General features: G+C 74.3%; 13 protein-coding genes, 1 tRNA gene and 1 other RNA gene. 2 read left to right on the forward strand and 13 right to left on the reverse strand.

The genetic code is table 11. The features are described 5' to 3' along the window. The first annotated feature begins 19 nt into the window (after positions 1–19). Positions 20–586: an isochorismatase family protein gene (locus HH311_RS02740; protein WP_169182019.1), complete on the forward strand. Its 567-nt coding sequence runs from the start codon at positions 20–22 to the stop codon at positions 584–586. Here the strand turns inward: HH311_RS02740 and HH311_RS02745 are convergent. After that, positions 574–1,362, reverse strand: a complete 789-nt coding sequence (locus tag HH311_RS02745; RefSeq protein WP_169182020.1) for a hypothetical protein — start codon at positions 1,360–1,362, stop codon at positions 574–576. The genes HH311_RS02740 and HH311_RS02745 overlap by 13 nt on opposite strands. Before the next feature lie 126 nt (positions 1,363–1,488). Between HH311_RS02745 and HH311_RS02750 the strand changes: the two genes are divergently transcribed. Beyond that, positions 1,489–3,588, forward strand: a complete 2,100-nt coding sequence (locus tag HH311_RS02750; RefSeq protein ID WP_312029898.1) for an ATP-dependent DNA helicase — start codon at positions 1,489–1,491, stop codon at positions 3,586–3,588. A gap of 104 nt (positions 3,589–3,692) precedes the next feature. Here the strand turns inward: HH311_RS02750 and HH311_RS02755 are convergent, their stop codons facing one another. The 12 genes from HH311_RS02755 to smpB form a co-directional block, all read right to left on the reverse strand. Continuing rightward, the gene (locus tag HH311_RS02755; RefSeq protein WP_211189482.1) at positions 3,693–4,544 is read right to left on the reverse strand and encodes a RimK family alpha-L-glutamate ligase; all 852 of its coding nucleotides are present in this window, start codon (positions 4,542–4,544) and stop codon (positions 3,693–3,695) included. Between the two features lie 36 nt (positions 4,545–4,580). Beyond that, on the reverse strand, positions 4,581–5,387 hold the full coding sequence (locus HH311_RS02760) for a peptidyl-tRNA hydrolase (RefSeq protein WP_169182021.1): 807 nt from the start codon (positions 5,385–5,387) through the stop codon (positions 4,581–4,583). Continuing rightward, positions 5,387–6,610: a phosphoserine phosphatase SerB gene (gene serB, locus HH311_RS02765; protein WP_169182619.1), complete on the reverse strand. Its 1,224-nt coding sequence runs from the start codon at positions 6,608–6,610 to the stop codon at positions 5,387–5,389. Before serB ends, HH311_RS02760 begins: the two co-directional genes overlap by 1 nt. A 62-nt stretch (positions 6,611–6,672) precedes the next feature. Next, positions 6,673–8,436, reverse strand: coding sequence for a cytochrome c oxidase subunit I (ctaD, locus tag HH311_RS02770; protein ID WP_169182022.1), 1,764 nt, complete (start codon positions 8,434–8,436; stop codon positions 6,673–6,675). 208 nt (positions 8,437–8,644) lie between these two features. Continuing rightward, positions 8,645–8,717, reverse strand: a tRNA-Ala gene (locus tag HH311_RS02775). A gap of 111 nt (positions 8,718–8,828) precedes the next feature. Next, positions 8,829–9,623: a DsbA family protein gene (locus tag HH311_RS02780; protein ID WP_169182023.1), complete on the reverse strand. Its 795-nt coding sequence runs from the start codon at positions 9,621–9,623 to the stop codon at positions 8,829–8,831. Positions 9,624–9,666: 43 nt separating this feature from the next. Continuing rightward, positions 9,667–11,271 carry a cryptochrome/photolyase family protein gene (locus HH311_RS02785; protein ID WP_169182620.1) on the reverse strand — a complete coding sequence of 535 codons (1,605 nt, stop codon included), beginning with the start codon at positions 11,269–11,271 and terminating at the stop codon, positions 9,667–9,669. Further along, positions 11,268–12,527, reverse strand: coding sequence for an MFS transporter (locus HH311_RS02790; protein ID WP_169182024.1), 1,260 nt, complete (start codon positions 12,525–12,527; stop codon positions 11,268–11,270). The genes HH311_RS02785 and HH311_RS02790 overlap by 4 nt, the downstream gene beginning before the upstream one ends. A 62-nt stretch (positions 12,528–12,589) precedes the next feature. Continuing rightward, positions 12,590–14,326, reverse strand: coding sequence for a protein kinase (locus HH311_RS02795; protein ID WP_169182025.1), 1,737 nt, complete (start codon positions 14,324–14,326; stop codon positions 12,590–12,592). 191 nt (positions 14,327–14,517) lie between these two features. Beyond that, positions 14,518–14,896: a transfer-messenger RNA gene (gene ssrA / locus HH311_RS02800) on the reverse strand. A gap of 97 nt (positions 14,897–14,993) precedes the next feature. Beyond that, entirely contained in the window at positions 14,994–15,941 is a 948-nt protein-coding gene (locus tag HH311_RS02805) for an amidohydrolase family protein (protein WP_169182026.1), read from the reverse strand. 46 nt (positions 15,942–15,987) lie between these two features. Then, complete coding sequence (gene smpB / locus HH311_RS02810; protein ID WP_169182027.1) at positions 15,988–16,530, reverse strand: SsrA-binding protein SmpB; 543 nt, start codon at positions 16,528–16,530, stop codon at positions 15,988–15,990. Between the last annotated feature and the right edge of the window lies 1 nt (position 16,531).

Here is a 16,531-nt window from a genome sequence, read left to right on the forward strand (position 1 = left end):
GGCTGACTACGCTCGGGTCGTGGCCCGCGCGCTGATCGTGGTGGACGTCCAGGTCGACTTCTGCGAGGGCGGCTCGATGGGGGTGGCCGGCGGGGCGGCGACCGCGGCGGCGATCACCGCGCACCTCGACGCCGAGCACGGCCGCTACGCCCACGTCGTCGCCTCCCGGGACTACCACGACGATCCCGGTGGGCACTTCTCCGAGACCCCGGACTTCGTCGACACCTGGCCGGTGCACTGCCGCGTCGGCGAGCCCGGTGCCGCGTTCCACCCCGAGCTCGACGTCGCCCGCCTCGAGGCGGTCTTCTCCAAGGGCCACCGCACCGCGGCCTACTCGGCGTTCGAGGCCGCGTCGCCGACCGGGACGACGCTGGCCGACTGGCTGCGCGCCCGCGACGTCGACCTCGTCGAGGTGTGCGGCATCGCCACCGACCACTGCGTCCGCGCGACCGCCCTCGACGCGGTGCGCGAGGGCTTCACCACGACGGTGCTGCTCGACCTGACCGCGGGGGTGCTGCCGGAGACCACCGAGCGCGCCGTCGGGGAGATGCGCGACGCCGGGGTGGCCCTGGCTCACTCGGCCTGACGGGCCTGACGGATCTCGCGGACGCCGACCCAGAGGGCGGCGACGGCCAGCGGGATCGACACGAACGCCATCTGGATCGCGTTGGTCCGTGCCTCCCCGGTCGCGCCGACGACGTTGAACCACACGTCGGAGCACAGCAGCGTGCCGGTCACCGCGGCCGCGGCGGGGACGCGCGCGGGGTGCTGCCACAGGGCGGCGGCGGTCAGGAGCAGCGCGCCCGCCTCGGCGACGTCGAGGGCGATCCAGGCGATCTTCAGGTGGTGGGCGTACTGCGCGTCGAAGCCCATCGAGGCGGCCCGGACCCAGGCGAGCACCGTCGCGACGGCGCCGAGCACGAACAGCACCGCGATCAGTCGGTCGGTGCCCCGGCGGCGCGGCCGGGCCCCGTGGCGGGCGACGAGGATGCCGAGCACCGCGACCGGACCGACGACGACCACGGTGGCGAAGGCGGCGGCCCGCGGATTGTCCGCCGTCCCCGTGACGACGTGGAAGAAGCCGGCGCAGAGCGCGAGGGTGGCGGTCGCGGTGCTGATCATCGCCAGGTACCGCGAGCGGGCGAGGGTCAGCGCGGCGCTCACCAGCAGCCCGACCGCGAGCACCGCCAACGCCCCGGTCGCGGCCAGGGCCAGGTTCCCGACGGCGGCCACGGCGGGCTGGAAGAGGTAGAGCAGCACGATCCACGGGAGCAGCGCGACCCCGGACACGGCGAACAGGAGCGACCACCAGCGGTCCAGGGGCCGTCCGGGCGCCCCGACCGTCATCCGTGCGGTGTCCACGCCCTCAGCCTGCTCCGCCGCGGGCCCCGGGGACACGGGCCGTCCGTCCCGACCCCGGCGGGGGTTCGGAGGGAACCGACGCGCCGTCTCCGTAGTCTGAACCGACGAGGAGGGAGGTGGTCGGCCGTGGCGCAGCTCGCCGACGCGGCGGTGGGTGAGGCGCCGTCCGTCGCCGACCTCCTGGCGAGCGCGGTCGAGGCCCTCGGCGGCAGCGAGCGCGAGGGGCAGCAGCGTATGGCGGCGGCCGTCGAGCGGGCGCTGCGCACCGGCGAGCACCTGGCCGTCCAGGCCGGGACCGGCACCGGGAAGTCGCTCGCCTACCTCGTCCCGGCGATCCGGCACGCCCTCGAGGCCGACCAGGCGGTCGTTGTCTCCACAGCCACGATCGCGCTGCAGGCCCAGCTCGTCGACCGGGACCTCCCGCGGCTCACGAAGGCCCTCCGGCCGGTCCTGGGGCGGGAGCCGTCGTTCGCGATCCTCAAGGGCCGCGGCAACTACCTGTGCCGCCACAAGATCGAGTCGGGGGCGCAGGCGGAGGACCCCGGCGACGAGCAGCTCTTCGACCCCTTCCAGGTCTCGGCGCTCGGCCGCCAGGTCACGCGGCTGCACGAGTGGGCCGAGCAGACTTCGACCGGCGACCGGGACGAGCTCGTCCCCGGCGTCCCCGACCGCGCGTGGCGGCAGGTCAGCGTCACCGCGAAGGAGTGCCTCGGGGCGTCGCGCTGCCCCGTCGCCGAGGACTGCTTCTCCGAACTGGCCCGGCACAAGGCCGGCGCGGCCGATGTCGTCGTCACCAACCACGCGCTGCTCGCGATCGACGCCATCGAGGGCCGCGCGGTGCTGCCCGAGCACGACGTCGTGGTGGTCGACGAGGCGCACAACCTCGTCGACCGCGTCACCTCGGTCGCCACCGGCGAGCTCACCTCCGCGGGCGCGGCGGCGGCGGCCCGGCGGTGCGCGAAGCTCGTCGACCAGGCGCTGTCCGACCAGCTGCTCGACGCCGCCGAGGGCCTCGGGACGGTGCTGGAGGACGCGACGCCGGGCCGGTGGGAGGCGCTGCCGGAACCGGTCGGGCGGATGCTCTCGGCGATCCGCAACGCCGCGTGGGCCTGCCGGCAGGCGCTCGGGCCGGAGCGCGAGAAGGGCGCCAAGGAGGGCGATGCCGACGCGGCGGCGCGGCGTTTCGCGACCGCACTCGTCGAGGAGGTCCACGACGTCGCCGGGCGCCTGCTCGCCGCGTTCGACCGGGAGGACCCGGCGACGCGGCCCGACGTTGTGTGGCTCTCCGAGCGGGAGCTGAACTCGACGACGATCCGCACCCTGCACGTCGCCCCGCTCTCGGTCGCGGGGCTGCTCGCGTCACGGGTCTTCGGGCAGTCGACGGTGGTGCTCACCAGCGCGACGCTCGCGCTCGGCGGCTCGTTCGACGCGCTCGCGCGGCAGTGGGGCCTCCCGGTGAAGGGATCGACGCCCGTCGAGGCGCCTCCCGACGACGGCGGTGGGCACGGCAACGACCCGGCCACGAACCTCGTCTGGCACGGCCTGGACGTCGGCTCGCCGTTCGCGCACGCGCGGGCCGGCATCCTCTACGTCGCGCGTCACCTGCCCCCGCCCGGGCGCGACGGCCTGTCGGGCGCGGTGCTCGACGAGATCGACGCGCTGGTCCGTGCCGCGGGCGGCCGCGCGCTGGGCCTGTTCTCCTCGATGCGGGCCGCGAAGCAGGCGGCCGAGGACCTCCGCGGGCGCTGGGACGGCACGGTGCTCTGCCAGGGCGACGACGCGACGAACACCCTCGTGCAGAAGTTCGCGGCGGAGACCGGCAGCGTGCTGTTCGGGACGATCTCGCTGTGGCAGGGCGTCGACGTTCCCGGGGAGTCACTGCAGCTGGTCATGATCGACCGCATCCCGTTCCCGCGTCCCGACGATCCCCTGGTGTCGGCCCGGCAGCGCGCGGTCGACGCCCGGGGCGGGAACGGCTTCCTGACGGTGTCCGCGACGCACGCCGCGCTGCTGCTCGCCCAGGGCGCCGGCCGGCTGCTGCGCGGGACGGGTGACCGCGGGGTGGTCGCGATCCTCGACTCGCGGGTGGCGACGAAGCAGTACGGCGGGTTCCTGCGCGGGTCGCTCCCGCCGTTCTGGACCACGCAGGACCCGGCGGTCGTGCGCGGGGCCCTGGAGCGGCTGCGCGACGCGGGCGGGACGTCGGCAGACCCGGCCGACGGGTAGGTCGACGAGCCCGGACGTTGCGCGGCGCAGACCGGGCGCCCCTGCCCCGCGGCGAGGGGCACTGGGCGCAGCCCGCGCGGTCGTCTTGCCCCGTGTGCTCCTGATCAGAGCGTCGCGAGCAGCGCGTCCGCCAGCAGCCCGGGCGCGTCCGGGGAGCGGCGCAGGAAGAGCTCGGGCTCGATGAGCTCGAGCTCCATCACCACCGGCTCGCCGTCGAGGCGGACCAGGTCGACCCGGGCCGCGTGGACCGGGGCGGGCGAGCACGCCAGCGCCGCCTCGGCCACCTCGAGCTCCCGCGGGGTCGGCCGGTGGTCCTCGAGCCGCCCGCCGTGGCGCTCGTGCACGAGGAAGCCCCCGGCCGCCGGGACCTTCCGCACCGCGTGCGACCACCGGGTCCCGAGCCGGATCAGCGACACCTCGCCCTCGGTCCCGATGCTGTCGACGGCGGGCTGCACGAGGGCGTCACCGACCGCGACGAGCCCGGCGAGCACCTCGTCGAGCTCGGGACCCAGCCCGCGGTGGGTCCCGCGGCCGCCGGCGGAGACGGCGGGCTTGACCACGACGCGGCCGGGGCCCAGCGGGGCGGGCGCGGTGCCGGCGGGCACGGGCCGCGTCGGGACCACCGGCACCCCGGCGTCGGCCAGCTCCAGCAGGTAGCGCTTGTGGGAGTTCCAGGTGAGGACGGCGAGCGGGTTCTGCAGGACCGAGTCGGCCGCGACCCGCGCGGCCCAGGCGAGGAACTCGTCGCGCCGGTCGCTGTAGTCCCAGGTGGTGCGCACGGCCACGAGGTCGGCGGCCGACCAGCCGACGAGGTCCTCGTCGGAGTCCCACGGCTCGACCCGCGCGGCCGCGCCCCGCGCCTCGAGGGCGGCCACCAGCGGCCGGTTCTCGGCGGCCGAGCGCTCGGAACGCACCCGGCTGCCGGCGACGACGACCCGCGGTGCGCTGCTCCCCACGGCGTCACCCTCTCGCGGCCGGCTGATCGTCGTGGGTCAGGGACGGCGGGCTGCGATGCAGGTCACGGTGCCGGGCGCCACCTCGGTGAAGCCCGCGTCGCGCACCGGCGCGAGGCCGTGCTCCTCCCAGGCCGTCCGCCCGGACGCGTCGCGGTCCAGGACCGCGCACCAGCGCTCCCAGTCCGCGGTGTCCGCGGGGCGCACGGTCGCCGTCGTCACCGCGTCCACCGTCGGGTCGTCCGCCCCGGTCCACGCCAGCACCGTCGCGAGGATCATGCTCGCGTGCCCGACCTGCGCCGCCGCCTTGCCGGTGGACTGCTCCACGGTCGGGTTGAGCCAGATGACGGGCCGGTCGGGGTCCGGCGGGCCGGGCCGGTCGTCGGGGAGGTCGGTCCCGCCGATCTGCAGCCGGTGGACCTCGTGGGGCACCTCGTCGACGGGGCCCGGCACGAGCGCCCGCACCTCGCCGCCGCCGGCCTCGGGGTCCCCGACGGCGACGGTGAGCCCGTCGACGTCCTGGACGGCCCGCCAGTGCGCGGTGCGCGCCCGGCGGGCGAGCTTGCGGATGCGCCCGGCGCCGGCCCAGGCGGCGACGGCGTCGTACCACGGCCCGTCGGGGGCGGCGCGCTCGTCGAGGCAGAGCCCGACGGCCGCGGCGGCGGCCGCCTCGAGCAGCGCGGTCGCGGCCGGCGGGGTGGACCGCTCGATTCGCAGCACCAGCGGCATCGCCCGCACCGGCCCGGTCCCGTCGTCGGGGGGCACGTCGACGTCGGACGCCGCCCACGGGCACACGCGCGCGGCGAGCGGGGCCAGCGCGGCCAGGCGCTCGGTGACGTCCCCCATCAGATGGGGACGCGGCGCAGGAGGCCCTCGGCGGCGTCGGCGACCTCGATCTCGTCGCGGGTGACGCCGAGGACGAAGAGCACCGCGTCGAGGAACGGGTAGGTCAGCGCGGTGTCGGCCGCCGCGGCGACCACCGGCTTGGCGTTGAACGCGATCCCCAGCCCGGCGGCGGCGAGCATGTCGAGGTCGTTGGCGCCGTCGCCGACGGCGACCGTCTGCTCGATGGGGACGTCGAAGGCGTCGGCGAACGCCAGGAGCTGGCGGGCCTTGCCCGCGCGGTCGACGACGTCGCCGACGACGCGGCCGGTGAGCCTCCCGTCGGCGATCTCCAGCTCGTTCGCGGCCGCCCAGTCCAGCCCGAGCTCCTCCACCAGGTGCGAGACGACCTGGGTGAACCCGCCGGAGACCACGCCGCACTTGAAGCCCAGCCGCTTGAGCGTGCGCACCGTGGTGCGCGCCCCGGGGGTGAGCTCGAGCGCGTTGCCGACGTCGTCGAGGCACGACGCGGGCAGCCCCTCGAGGGTCGCGACGCGCCGGTGCAGCGACTCGGTGAAGTCGATCTCGCCCCGCATCGCGGCCTCGGTGACCTCGCGGACCTCGGCCTCGCGGCCGGCGTGGGCGGCGAGCATCTCGATGACCTCGCCCTGGACCAGGGTCGAGTCGACGTCGAAGCAGATGAGCCGCTTGGCCCGCTGGGCGATGCCGACCCGCTGCACCGCGACGTCGACGCCGGCGCGCTGCGAGGCCCCGACGAGGGCCTGCCGCAGCGCCGCGTCCGTCGGGGGCGACGAGGCGGGCGTCGAGATCCGCAGCTCGAGCCCGGTCACCGGGTAGTCCGCGACCCGGCGCACGCGGTCGATGTTCACCCGCTGCGCCGCGAGGGTGCGGGCGACCTCGGCGAACCCGGCGGCGGTGATCGGCCGGCCGAGCACCGACACCACGTGCGTGGAATAGGGGTGCACCGAGGACGCGTCGCCCCCGGTCTCCACGGTCACCTTCAGCCCCAGCGCCGGGATCGCGACGTCGAGGCTGCGCTCCAGGCGCCCCGGATCACCGGAGAGCCCGACCAGCGTCGAGAGCGTCAGGTGCCCGTGGATCGTCGCCTGCTGGACGTCCAGCATCTCCGCGCCGTGCTCGGCGAGCACGGTGAACAGCGTCGCGCTGACGCCCGGGAAGTCCGGGCCGGTGACCGTGACGAGCAGCGTCGTCCGGCCCGCGGCCAGGGCTTCCGAGACCGACTCCACCGGCCCCACCGGGGGCCCGCCGTCCTCCTCCGAGGGGCGGGTCACCGGTTCCGGGGATCGCTGCCCGGGAGGTGCTCCTGGCCGGTGACCCCGGCCGCCGCCTCCCCGAGGGACGGCTTGTGGCCGCCCCCGCCGACGTGCGACTCGAGCCGGATCCGCTCCGTGAGGTGCGGGTAGTGCAGCTCGAACGCGGGGCGCTCCGACCGGATGCGGGGCAGCTCGGTGAAGTTGTGCCGCGGCGGCGGGCACGACGTGGCCCACTCCAGCGAGTTGCCGTGGCCCCACGGGTCGTCGACCGTCACCGGCCGCCCGTAGCGGTAGCTGGCGAACGCGTTCCAGATGAACGGCAGCGTCGAGGCGCCCAGGATGAACGCGCCGATCGACGAGATCGTGTTCAGCGTCGTGAAGCCGTCCGAGGGCAGGTAGTCCGCGTACCGGCGCGGCATGCCCTCGTTGCCCAGCCAGTGCTGCACCAGGAACGTCGTGTGGAACCCGATGAACGTCGACCAGAAGTGGAACTTGCCGAGCCGCTCGTTCATCATCCGGCCGGTCATCTTCGGGAACCAGAAGTAGATGCCGGCGTAGGTCGCGAACACGATCGTGCCGAACAGCACGTAGTGGAAGTGCGCCACCACGAAGTACGAGTCGGAGACGTGGAAGTCCAGCGGCGGCGCGGCCAGCAGGACGCCGGTGAGGCCACCGAAGAGGAACGTCACGAGGAAGCCGATGGCGAACAGCATCGGCGTCTCGAGCGTGATCTGCCCCTTCCACATCGTGCCGATCCAGTTGAAGAACTTGATGCCGGTCGGCACGGCGATGAGGAACGTGGTGAAGGAGAAGAACGGCAGCAGCACCGCGCCGGTGGCGTACATGTGGTGGGCCCACACGGCCACGGACAGGGCCGCGATCGACAGCGTCGCGTAGATCAGCGTCTTGTAGCCGAACACCGGCTTGCGGCTGAACACCGGGAAGATCTCGGTGACGATGCCGAAGAAGGGCAGCGCGACGATGTAGACCTCGGGGTGCCCGAAGAACCAGAACAGGTGCTGCCAGAGGATCACGCCGCCGTTGGCCGGGTCGAAGATGTGCGCCCCGAGGTGCCGGTCGGCGAGCAGGCCGAACAGCGCGGCAGTGAGGATCGGGAAGGCGAGCAGCACGAGCACGACCGTCACGAGGATGTTCCAGGTGAAGATCGGCATCCGGAACATCGTCATGCCCGGCGCGCGCATGCACACGATCGTCGTCACGAAGTTGACGCCGCCGAGGATGGTGCCCAGACCGGAGACGGCGAGGCCGACGATCCAGACGTCCGCGCCGTAGCCGGGTGTGTAGAGCGAGTCCGACAGCGGCGAGTAGGCGAACCAGCCGAAGCTGGCGGCGCCGCCCGGGAAGAAGAACCCGGACACCACCATCGTCCCGCCGAAGAGGAACAGCCAGTACGAGAAGGCGTTGAGCCGCGGGAACGCGACGTCGGGCGCCCCGATCTGCAGCGGCACGATGTAGTTTGCGAAGCCGAACAGGATCGGCGTGGCGTACAGCAGCAGCATGATCGTGCCGTGCATGGTGAACAGCTGGTTGTACTGCTCGACCGACAGGATCTGCAGGCCCGGGCGGGCGAGCTCGGCGCGCATCAGCAGCGCCATGAGCCCACCGATGAGGAAGAACGCGAAGGACGTGACCAGGTAGAGGATCCCGAGATCCTTGGGGTCCGTCGTCTTCAGCATCCGACCGACGAACGAGCCGGGCTTCGACTCCCGCGCCGGGTACGGCGTGGTCGAGATCGGCTTGGGTGCGACGGCCGTCACGGATGCCTCCTGCCCACGGCTGCCTCCTTCGATGGCCCCATCGGCGGGGCCACCTGGCTGACCCGGCGATCGTAACCGCCGTCGAGCCCTCCGGCTCGCCGGGTGAGCCTATCCACGACACCTCGTCGTACGACGGGCGGGAGGAGACGGTCCGGAGACGACGAAGGCCCGCCGACCTGGTGGTCGACGGGCCTCGTTGACTCGTGGGTGGAGCTGAGGGGACTCGAACCCCTGACCCTCACACTGCCAGTGTGATGCGCTACCAGCTGCGCCACAGCCCCAACGCGACGGAACGTTACACGGCGGATGAACGCCGGCCGTCAGGGGGGTCCTTGGCCTCCGGCCCGTGCGTGCGTTCCCGTCTCCTGGTACGGGAACGCACGCACGAGGCGTCAGCCCAACGCCGCGGCGAGGGCCGGGTCGTTCGGGCTGACCGTCTTGCCGTTGACCACGATCGTCGGCGTCCCGAAGCCCTTCTGGCCGTTCGACTCCTGCTGCAGGGCCGGGTCGGACACGGCCTGCTGGTAGTTCTGGGCCACCGCGGCGCCGTAGGTGTTGTTGCGCACGCAGGCCTCGTAGCCCGGCCCGGCGCCGGAGTTCTTGCCCAGGGTGACGAGGTCGTCGACGGTGTAGCCCGCCCCGCCCTCCTCGGGCTGGCGGTCGTAGAGCGTCTTGTGCAGCGTCGCGAACGCCCCGTTCTGGGCCGCGCACATGATCGCGTTGCCGCCGAGGGTGGAGTAGCCCGGCGGGTTCGAGCTCTGGTCGAGCAGGTTGACCATGTGGTACTTCACGGTCAGCTTCCCGGCGTTGAGCCCGTCGGTGATCTTCTGCCCGTCGAGCGCCTCGAACTGCTTGCAGGCCGGGCACTGCGCGTCCTCGTACACGTCGAGGGTGGTGGGCCCGTTGCCGGCGACGACGACGGTGCCGTCGACGCGGGTCTGGTAGCTCGCGGCCACCGGGGTGACCGGCTGGTTCGCCGGCTGCGCCGCCGTCTTGTTCTGGTTCGCCGAGTAGACCGCGACGGCGATCACGGCGACGAGGACCACGAGCACGACCACGGCGATGATCGTCGGCGTCCGCGACTTCCCGCCGCCCGAGGGCGACGACCGGCGCCCGCTCGAGACCGGGTTCCGGCCCCGGCCCGCCGTGTTCGGCCGCGTCCGGCCCGACTGCTGACTCCTCGCCATGTCGACAACCGTAACGACGCCCGGTCAGGCCCCCATGAGGGGTTCAGAACGCGGTGCGCCCCTTCTCCTGCTCGAGCACCGCGTCGAGATCATCGAGCCGCTCCATCGTCGCGACCGCACGCGCGGTGCGCTGGTTGCCCCGCAGCAGGTCCTGGTGGCGGTGGACGAACTGCCAGTACCCGGCGGTGAAGGGGCAGGCCTTCTCCCCCACGCGGACCTTGGGGTCGAAGGCGCAGTCGCCGCAGTGGTCGGTCATCTTGTTGAGGTAGGCGCCGCCGGAGGCGTAGGGCTTCGTCGCGAGCTTGCCGCCGTCGGCGTGCTGGCTCATCCCGACGACGTTGGGCGGCATCACCCACGCGAAGCCGTCGACGAAGGACGTGGTGAACCACTCCGAGAGCTCGCTCGGCCGGTACCCGCGCTGCAGGGCGAAGTTGCCGAGGATCATCAGCCGCGGGATGTGGTGCACCCAGCCGCGGTCGCGGACCCCGCCGAGGGTGTCCGAGAGGCAGGCGGCGGTCACGGCCTCGCCGTCGAGCTCGGTCCACCAGCGCGGCAGCTTCGTCCGGGCCTGCAGCTTGTTGTTCCGGTGGTAGCCCTTCCCGAAGTGCCAGTACAGGTGCCAGATGTACTCGCGCCACCCGAGGACCTGGCGCACGAAGCCCTCGACGGAGTTCAGGCGGGCCGTCCCGTCGTGGTAGGCCTCCTCGGCCGCCGCGACCGCCTCCAGCGGGTGCAGGACGCCGAGGTTCAGCGGCACCGAGAGCAGCGAGTGGGCCATGGTCCAGTCGCCGGCGAGGACCGCGTCCTCGTAGGGCCCGAAGGGGTCGAGCCGGTGGTCGACGAACTGCCGCAGTGCCTTCCGGGCCTCGTCGGGGGTGACCGCGAACAGGCGCGGGCCGTCGGCACCGACGGTGGGGAGCGCCATCGCGTCGAGGTCGGCGCGGACCTGCTCGTCGATCCCGTCCTCGGTGGGGAACCAGGGCGGGTCGACCCCGAGGGTCCGCGTCTTCTTCGGCGGGGGCTCCCGGTTCTCGTGGTCGAGGTTCCACTTCCCCCCGACGGGCGAATCGCCCTCCATGAGCACGTCGAAGCGGGTGCGCTGGTTGCGGTAGAAGGTCTCCATCGTGAACGACGAGCCGTTCCCCCGGCTCGGGCTCCGCGTCGCTCCGCCTCCCTCGCCCGCCCACGCGGCGAACTCGGTCTTGGGCCGGGCGAAGGTCGTCGTCGGCAGGATCGCCGCGACGAGGCCCTCGGCCTGCAGCCGCTCGACGAACTCCTTCGCCGCGTACGACGTCGGCTCGTGCACGACGACGGGTCGCCCCACCTTCTCGAGCGCCTCGCGGTAGGTCGTCGTCCGGTGGTAGGTCGACCGGTCGCCGAGCTCGTCGTCGAGGTGGCGCATCCCCGAGAGCAGCAGGTGCAGCTTCTGGCGGTGGTAGGGCCGGCGGCGCAGCACGGCGGAGGACTCGACGAGGACGACGTCGCGGTGGGCGTGCTGGGGCAGGCCGTGCACTGCCGGCCCGAGCTGGTCGCCGAAGCACCACAGCGGCGCCTCGGGGTCCACGCCGTCGAGAGCGGCGTCGACGGCGTCGCCGTAGGTCTCGACGATCCCCTCCGGGACCTGACCGGCCGCGCCGCGCCTGCTCATGCGGCGCGGGTGCCCGCCTCCTCGGGGGGCGAACCCCGCGCGCCGGCGATCACGCCGGGGGTCGTCGTGGTCAGCCAGACGACCACCGCGACCAGGGCGACCGCGCCGGAGACGCCGAAGGCCACCCCGAACCCGGCGTGCTCGGCCAGCGCGCCGGCGGCGACGGGACCGACGACGGCCCCGACGTCGGAGGCCATCTGGAACCCCGACAGCGCCGGGCCCCCGGAGCGCCGGCTCCCGACGAGGTCGGCGACCGCCGCGCCCTGGGCGGGCTGGAGCAGCCCCGACCCGGCGCCGGCCACGAGCGAGGCCACCAGCAGCACGACGAGGTCCGGCAGCACGCCCAGGCAGGCGGTGCCGACGGCGACCAGCACGAGGCCGGCGACGACGACGGGCCGGCGGCCGCGCCGGTCGGACAGCCCGCTGGTGACGAGCAGCAGCACGCCGTCCCCGACGGCGAACAGGGTCAGCGACACCCCCGCCCACACCGGCTCGCGGCCGAGGGCGACGGCCACGAACAGCGGGATCAGCGCGACCCGCACGCCCTGCACGGCCCAGCCGGTCGCGAGTCCCGAGGTCAGCGCGGCGCGGTAGGTGGGGCTGCGCAGCGCCCGGCTGATCGTGAGCGGCTCCACGCCCGGCTCGGGCGGGCGCACGCCGACCCCGCTCGAGCGCGCGAGCAGGCCGCCGACGACGGCCGTCGCCACGACCAGCGCCGCGGCGTAGACCACGAACGGGGCGTGGAGGTCGACGGCGACGAGCAGGCCCCCGAGCGCCGGCCCGGAGATCCCGCCGAGCAGGAACGACCCGGTGAACATGCCGCTGACCTGGCCCCGGCGCCCGGGCGGGGCGAGCCGGAAGACCAACGAGAACGCGGAGACCGTGAACATCGTGGAGCCGATGCCGCCCAGTCCCCGGAAGACGAGGAGCTGCGGGTAGCTCGTGGCCAGCGCGCACGCCCCCGTGGAGGCCGCGACGACGAGCAGCCCGGTGAGGTACATCGCGCGCTCCCCGACGCGGGCGACGAGCCGGCCGGACACGGGCGCGAACAGCAGCCGGAGCACCGGCAGGGCGCTGACGACGGCGGCGGCGGCCGTGACCCCGACCCCGAAGCTGCGGGCGAAGACCGGCAGGGCGGGCGCGACGACGCCGTACCCGGCGGCGACGAGGAAGCTGCCCGCGAGCAGCGCCCAGACCTCCCACGGCAGGGCCGCCCGCGGCACCGGCCCGGGCCGGGCGTGGTCGTGCGCGGACATCACGCTCCTCGCCGCCGGGTCGCGGAACCGCCTCCGCGGACCCTACGACAGCCGGGGAGGGCTCAGGAGCCGGCCGCGAGCACCGTCTGCGCGGTGGCCGGGGTGGTGGTCGGCGGGGCGGTGGTGGTCGTCGCGGCGGCCGCCTGCGCCTCGGTCGAGGTGGTCCCGGTCGACGTGGTCCCGGTCGCGGTGGTCCCGGTCGAGCTACTGGACCGGGAGGCGGCCGACGACGTCGACGTGGCGGTGCTCGAGCTCGTCGGCGGGGTCGTCGTGGTCCGACGCGCCGTGGAGGTCGGCGTGGTGGTGGTCGGCTGGGTGGTGGTCGACCGGGTGGTCGGGTGCGTCGGGTCCGTGGTCGGTTGCGTCGGGTCCGTGGTCGGCCGGGGCGTGCGCGACACGGGCGGCGGGGACGCCGACGGCTGGTCGGAGGATTCCTCGGACGACGACCGGTCGGTGGTCGACGGCGGCGGCGCCTCGGAGCGCACCGCGGCCCGGGAGGCCACGCCCACCGCGGTGAGCCGGGACCCGCCCGACGCTCCCCCGGTCTCGCCGGTCTCGCCGGTCCACGTGCCGCCACCGCCCGAGGACGTGCCGGCGTCGGTGGCCTGGGGCAGCAGCGGCGAGGCCGGCACGGCCGAGGGCGCCGAGGCGCCGATCTCGGCCTGCGCGTCCTGCCGGACGAAGTGGGACTCCCCCGCCCAGATCACGAGGCCCGAGGCGAGCGCGAGCGTCGCGGTGGCCGCACCGAGGACACCGGCGCGTCGGGCCCGGCGGCCGGCCGCACCCGGGGCGGCGGGCGGCGCCGTCCCCGCGCGTCCCCGGGGGCGGCGGGCGGGCCGGGCGGCCAGGGCGGGCGGGACCACGCACTCCGTCGGCTCGTCCGACGCGGCCGGGCTCTCGGACCAGGACGCGACGACCGGGACGAGCCGGGCCGGTGCCGCCCGGCCCTCGCGGACGGCCGCGCCGCGTCCGACGCGGACGAGCTGCTCGGAGAGCACGGCCGCGCTCGGGGGCTCGGCCTCCACGTCCCGCAGCAGTGCGGCCAGCGGCGAGGCCGTGGCGTCGTCCCGCTGCGTCGGGCGGGTCACCGCCTCGGGGTCGTCGCCGCCGACGGCGGCGGCCGCGTGCTCGACGACCTCGGTGAGGATGGCCGCCAGGGCGCGGACGTCGGCCGCGCGGCGCCGGGCGGCGTCCTCGCCGTCGTCGTCGGGATCCTCGCCCACCACCGGCAGCGGACCCGAGAGCGAGGCCGTCAGGCCGACGAGCCAGGCGTCGGCGTGGGCCCGGTCGACCAGGATGCTCGCGGCGCCGATGGCGCCGTGCTCGACGCCGTGGGCGTGCGCGTGGGCGAGCGCCGACGCGAGCTGGGCGCCCATCCGGGCGAGGTCGGACTCGGCGATCGGGCCCTCACGCAGCACGAGCGCCAGCGGCTCACCGGGGACGTTCTCGAGCACGAGCGTGCTCTCGGTGTCCGGCGCCAGGCCGTCGACGTCGTAGACCTCGAGCAGGTGCGGGTGGTGCAGGCGCGCGAGGTGGCGGACCTGCTCGATCCGCTCGGAGAGCACGTCCCCGGTGGCCGGCGGCAGCGTCACGAGGCGGACCTCGCGGCCGAGGACCTCGTCGACGCCGCGGACGGCGTCGTCGGCGGCCCCGATGGTCAGGGCGCCGGTGGGGGCGTCCGACGCGTCGTCGGTGATCGCGCTGGCGGTGATCGCCTCGGCACTCTCCGTGCGCGGGACAGGGAGCGCGTCACCGTCCGGGGTGGACCTGGTCTTCTCGACCGGCGCCTGGGAGGTCACGACAGCTCCCCCTGCCTCCTCTGCGTGGAACGGATGCGGGCCCGCATCGCTCGGCCGGGTGATGTTAGCCCCGGACGGGGACCTTGGTCGACGGGTATTGAGGAGATCCACAGTGGAGCCTCAGGAACCCGCGGAGCCGGGCCCGCGGACGACGACGGCCGGAGAGCGTGGTGCTCTCCGGCCGTCGTGGGGGGTGGAGGTGCCGGGAATCGAACCCGGGTCCTCCGAACACTCGTCAGGACTTCTCCGTGCGCAGTCTGCGTCGTCTCTGCTCGGGTCCGCCGATCGTGCAGACACGCCGGCGTGACGACCCCAGTCACTGTTCGGTGTCCCGCCGGGCCCCGTGACCGGGCCCGACGGTGGAGTTCCCTAGCTGATGCCGGCTACCGGGTCGGGAACGAACCCGGGCCGACAGACCTCAGAACCTGCTGTCAGGCAGCAAGCTGGAGGTCGCGCTGAGTACTGTTCTCGGCGCTTATTTCTTTGCGACGGGTGGTTATCGAGATCATCGTCGCCTTCCTCGGCACGCTTCTCCTGATCAACCGCTCGGAGTCGAAACCAGTCACCCCCTTCTCCCACCGAGGTGTCCGGTGGGCTGTCCATCATAACGCCCGACGGGCCGGTGATCTTCCCCCGGCGTCGGGGCCGGGACAGAGGCCCGAGATCCTCACAGGCTCAGCATCGCCGCCGGTGCGTCGTGGAGCACCGAGCGCAGGAACGGCTCCCCCAGCCGGTCGTCGGCGGTGGCCCACCCGCGGATCGCCTCGAGCTGGCGCCAGTAGGCGTACGGGATGTTGGGGAAGTCGGTGCCCAGCACCACCCGGCCGGCCCCGGACAGCTCGGCGAGCCGCGCCGACCAGTCCGCCGGCAGCGGCGCGAAGCCCTCGGTGAACGGGGTGCCGACCATGGTGGTGTCGAGCCGGACGGCCGGGAAGCGCTCGGCGAGGCGCAGGGCCTCGTCGTACTCCGGCAGCCCGGCGTGGGCGAGCACCAGCGGCAGCCGCGGGTGGCGCTCGAGGACCTCGGTGATGATCCCCATGCCGGTGTAGTTGCCGGTCCGCGGGCCGTCGCCGCAGTGCGTGATCACCGGGACGCCGGCCTCGGCGAGCATGCCCCACGCCGGGTCGAGCAGCGGATCCCGCGGGTCGTACCCGCCGACCTGCACGTGCGCCTTGACCACCCGGGCGCCGCGCCCCAGGGCGTCGCCGAGGTAGTCGGTGACCGACCCCTCCGGGAAGATCGTCGCCGAGGGCACCGCCTCGGGGATCGTCGCCGCCCAGTCCAGCGCCCACCCGGTCAGCCAGGCGGCCATGTCGGGCTTGTGCGGGTAGACCAGCGGCGCGAAGGCCTCGACGGCGAACGAGCGCAGGAGCGCCAGCCGCTCCTCCTCGGGCCGCTTGTAGTGGATCGGCCACTCGTAGCCGTAGTTCGCCGTGGCGTCGTCGAAGAAGGCCCACACCTTGCGCAGCACGTTGTCGGGCAGGAAGTGGACGTGCACGTCGACGAGGCCACCCTCGCCGTCGCCACCCAGACCGAGCGAACGCACCCAGGGCGCGACGTCCTCGTCGGAGGTCAGCGGGGTGTCGAGCGCGTGGCCGGGCGTCACCGGGTCCATGGTCGAGCTCCCCTGTCGGCGTGCTCCCCCGAGTGCTGCGTGTTCCCTACCACCCCTTGATCCGGCGCCCGACGATCCGCTCGGCCTCGCGCTTGGCGTCGCGCTCGGCCATGGCCTCGCGCTTGTCGTGCTTGGCCTTGCCGCGCACGAGCGCGAGCTCGACCTTGGCCAGGCCGCCCGCGAAGTAGATCGACAGCGGGACCAGGGTCAGGCCTCCCTCGCGGGTCTTGCCGACGAGCCGGGCGATCTCCTCGCGGTGCAGCAGCAGCTTGCGGTGCCGGCGCGGCTCGTGGTTGGTCCAGGAGCCGAAGTCGTACTCCTGGATGTGCAGGCCGCGCAGCCACACCTCGCCGTCGGTGACGGTCGCGAAAGCGTCCGCCAGCGACACGCGCCCGGCGCGCAGGCTCTTCACCTCGGTGCCCTGGAGCGCGATCCCGGCCTCGTAGACGTCGAGGACGGTGTAGTCGTGGCGCGCCTTGCGGTTGGTGGCGACGACCTTGCGCCGCTCCTCCGGACGGTTGGAGGAGGCGGACTTGCGCGCCTTCTCCTTCGCGCGCCCCGAGTCCGTCGGGACGGCCGTCTTCGCCACG

Source organism: Actinomycetospora sp. TBRC 11914, from assembly GCF_012933465.1.
Taxonomy (GTDB): domain Bacteria; phylum Actinomycetota; class Actinomycetes; order Mycobacteriales; family Pseudonocardiaceae; genus Actinomycetospora.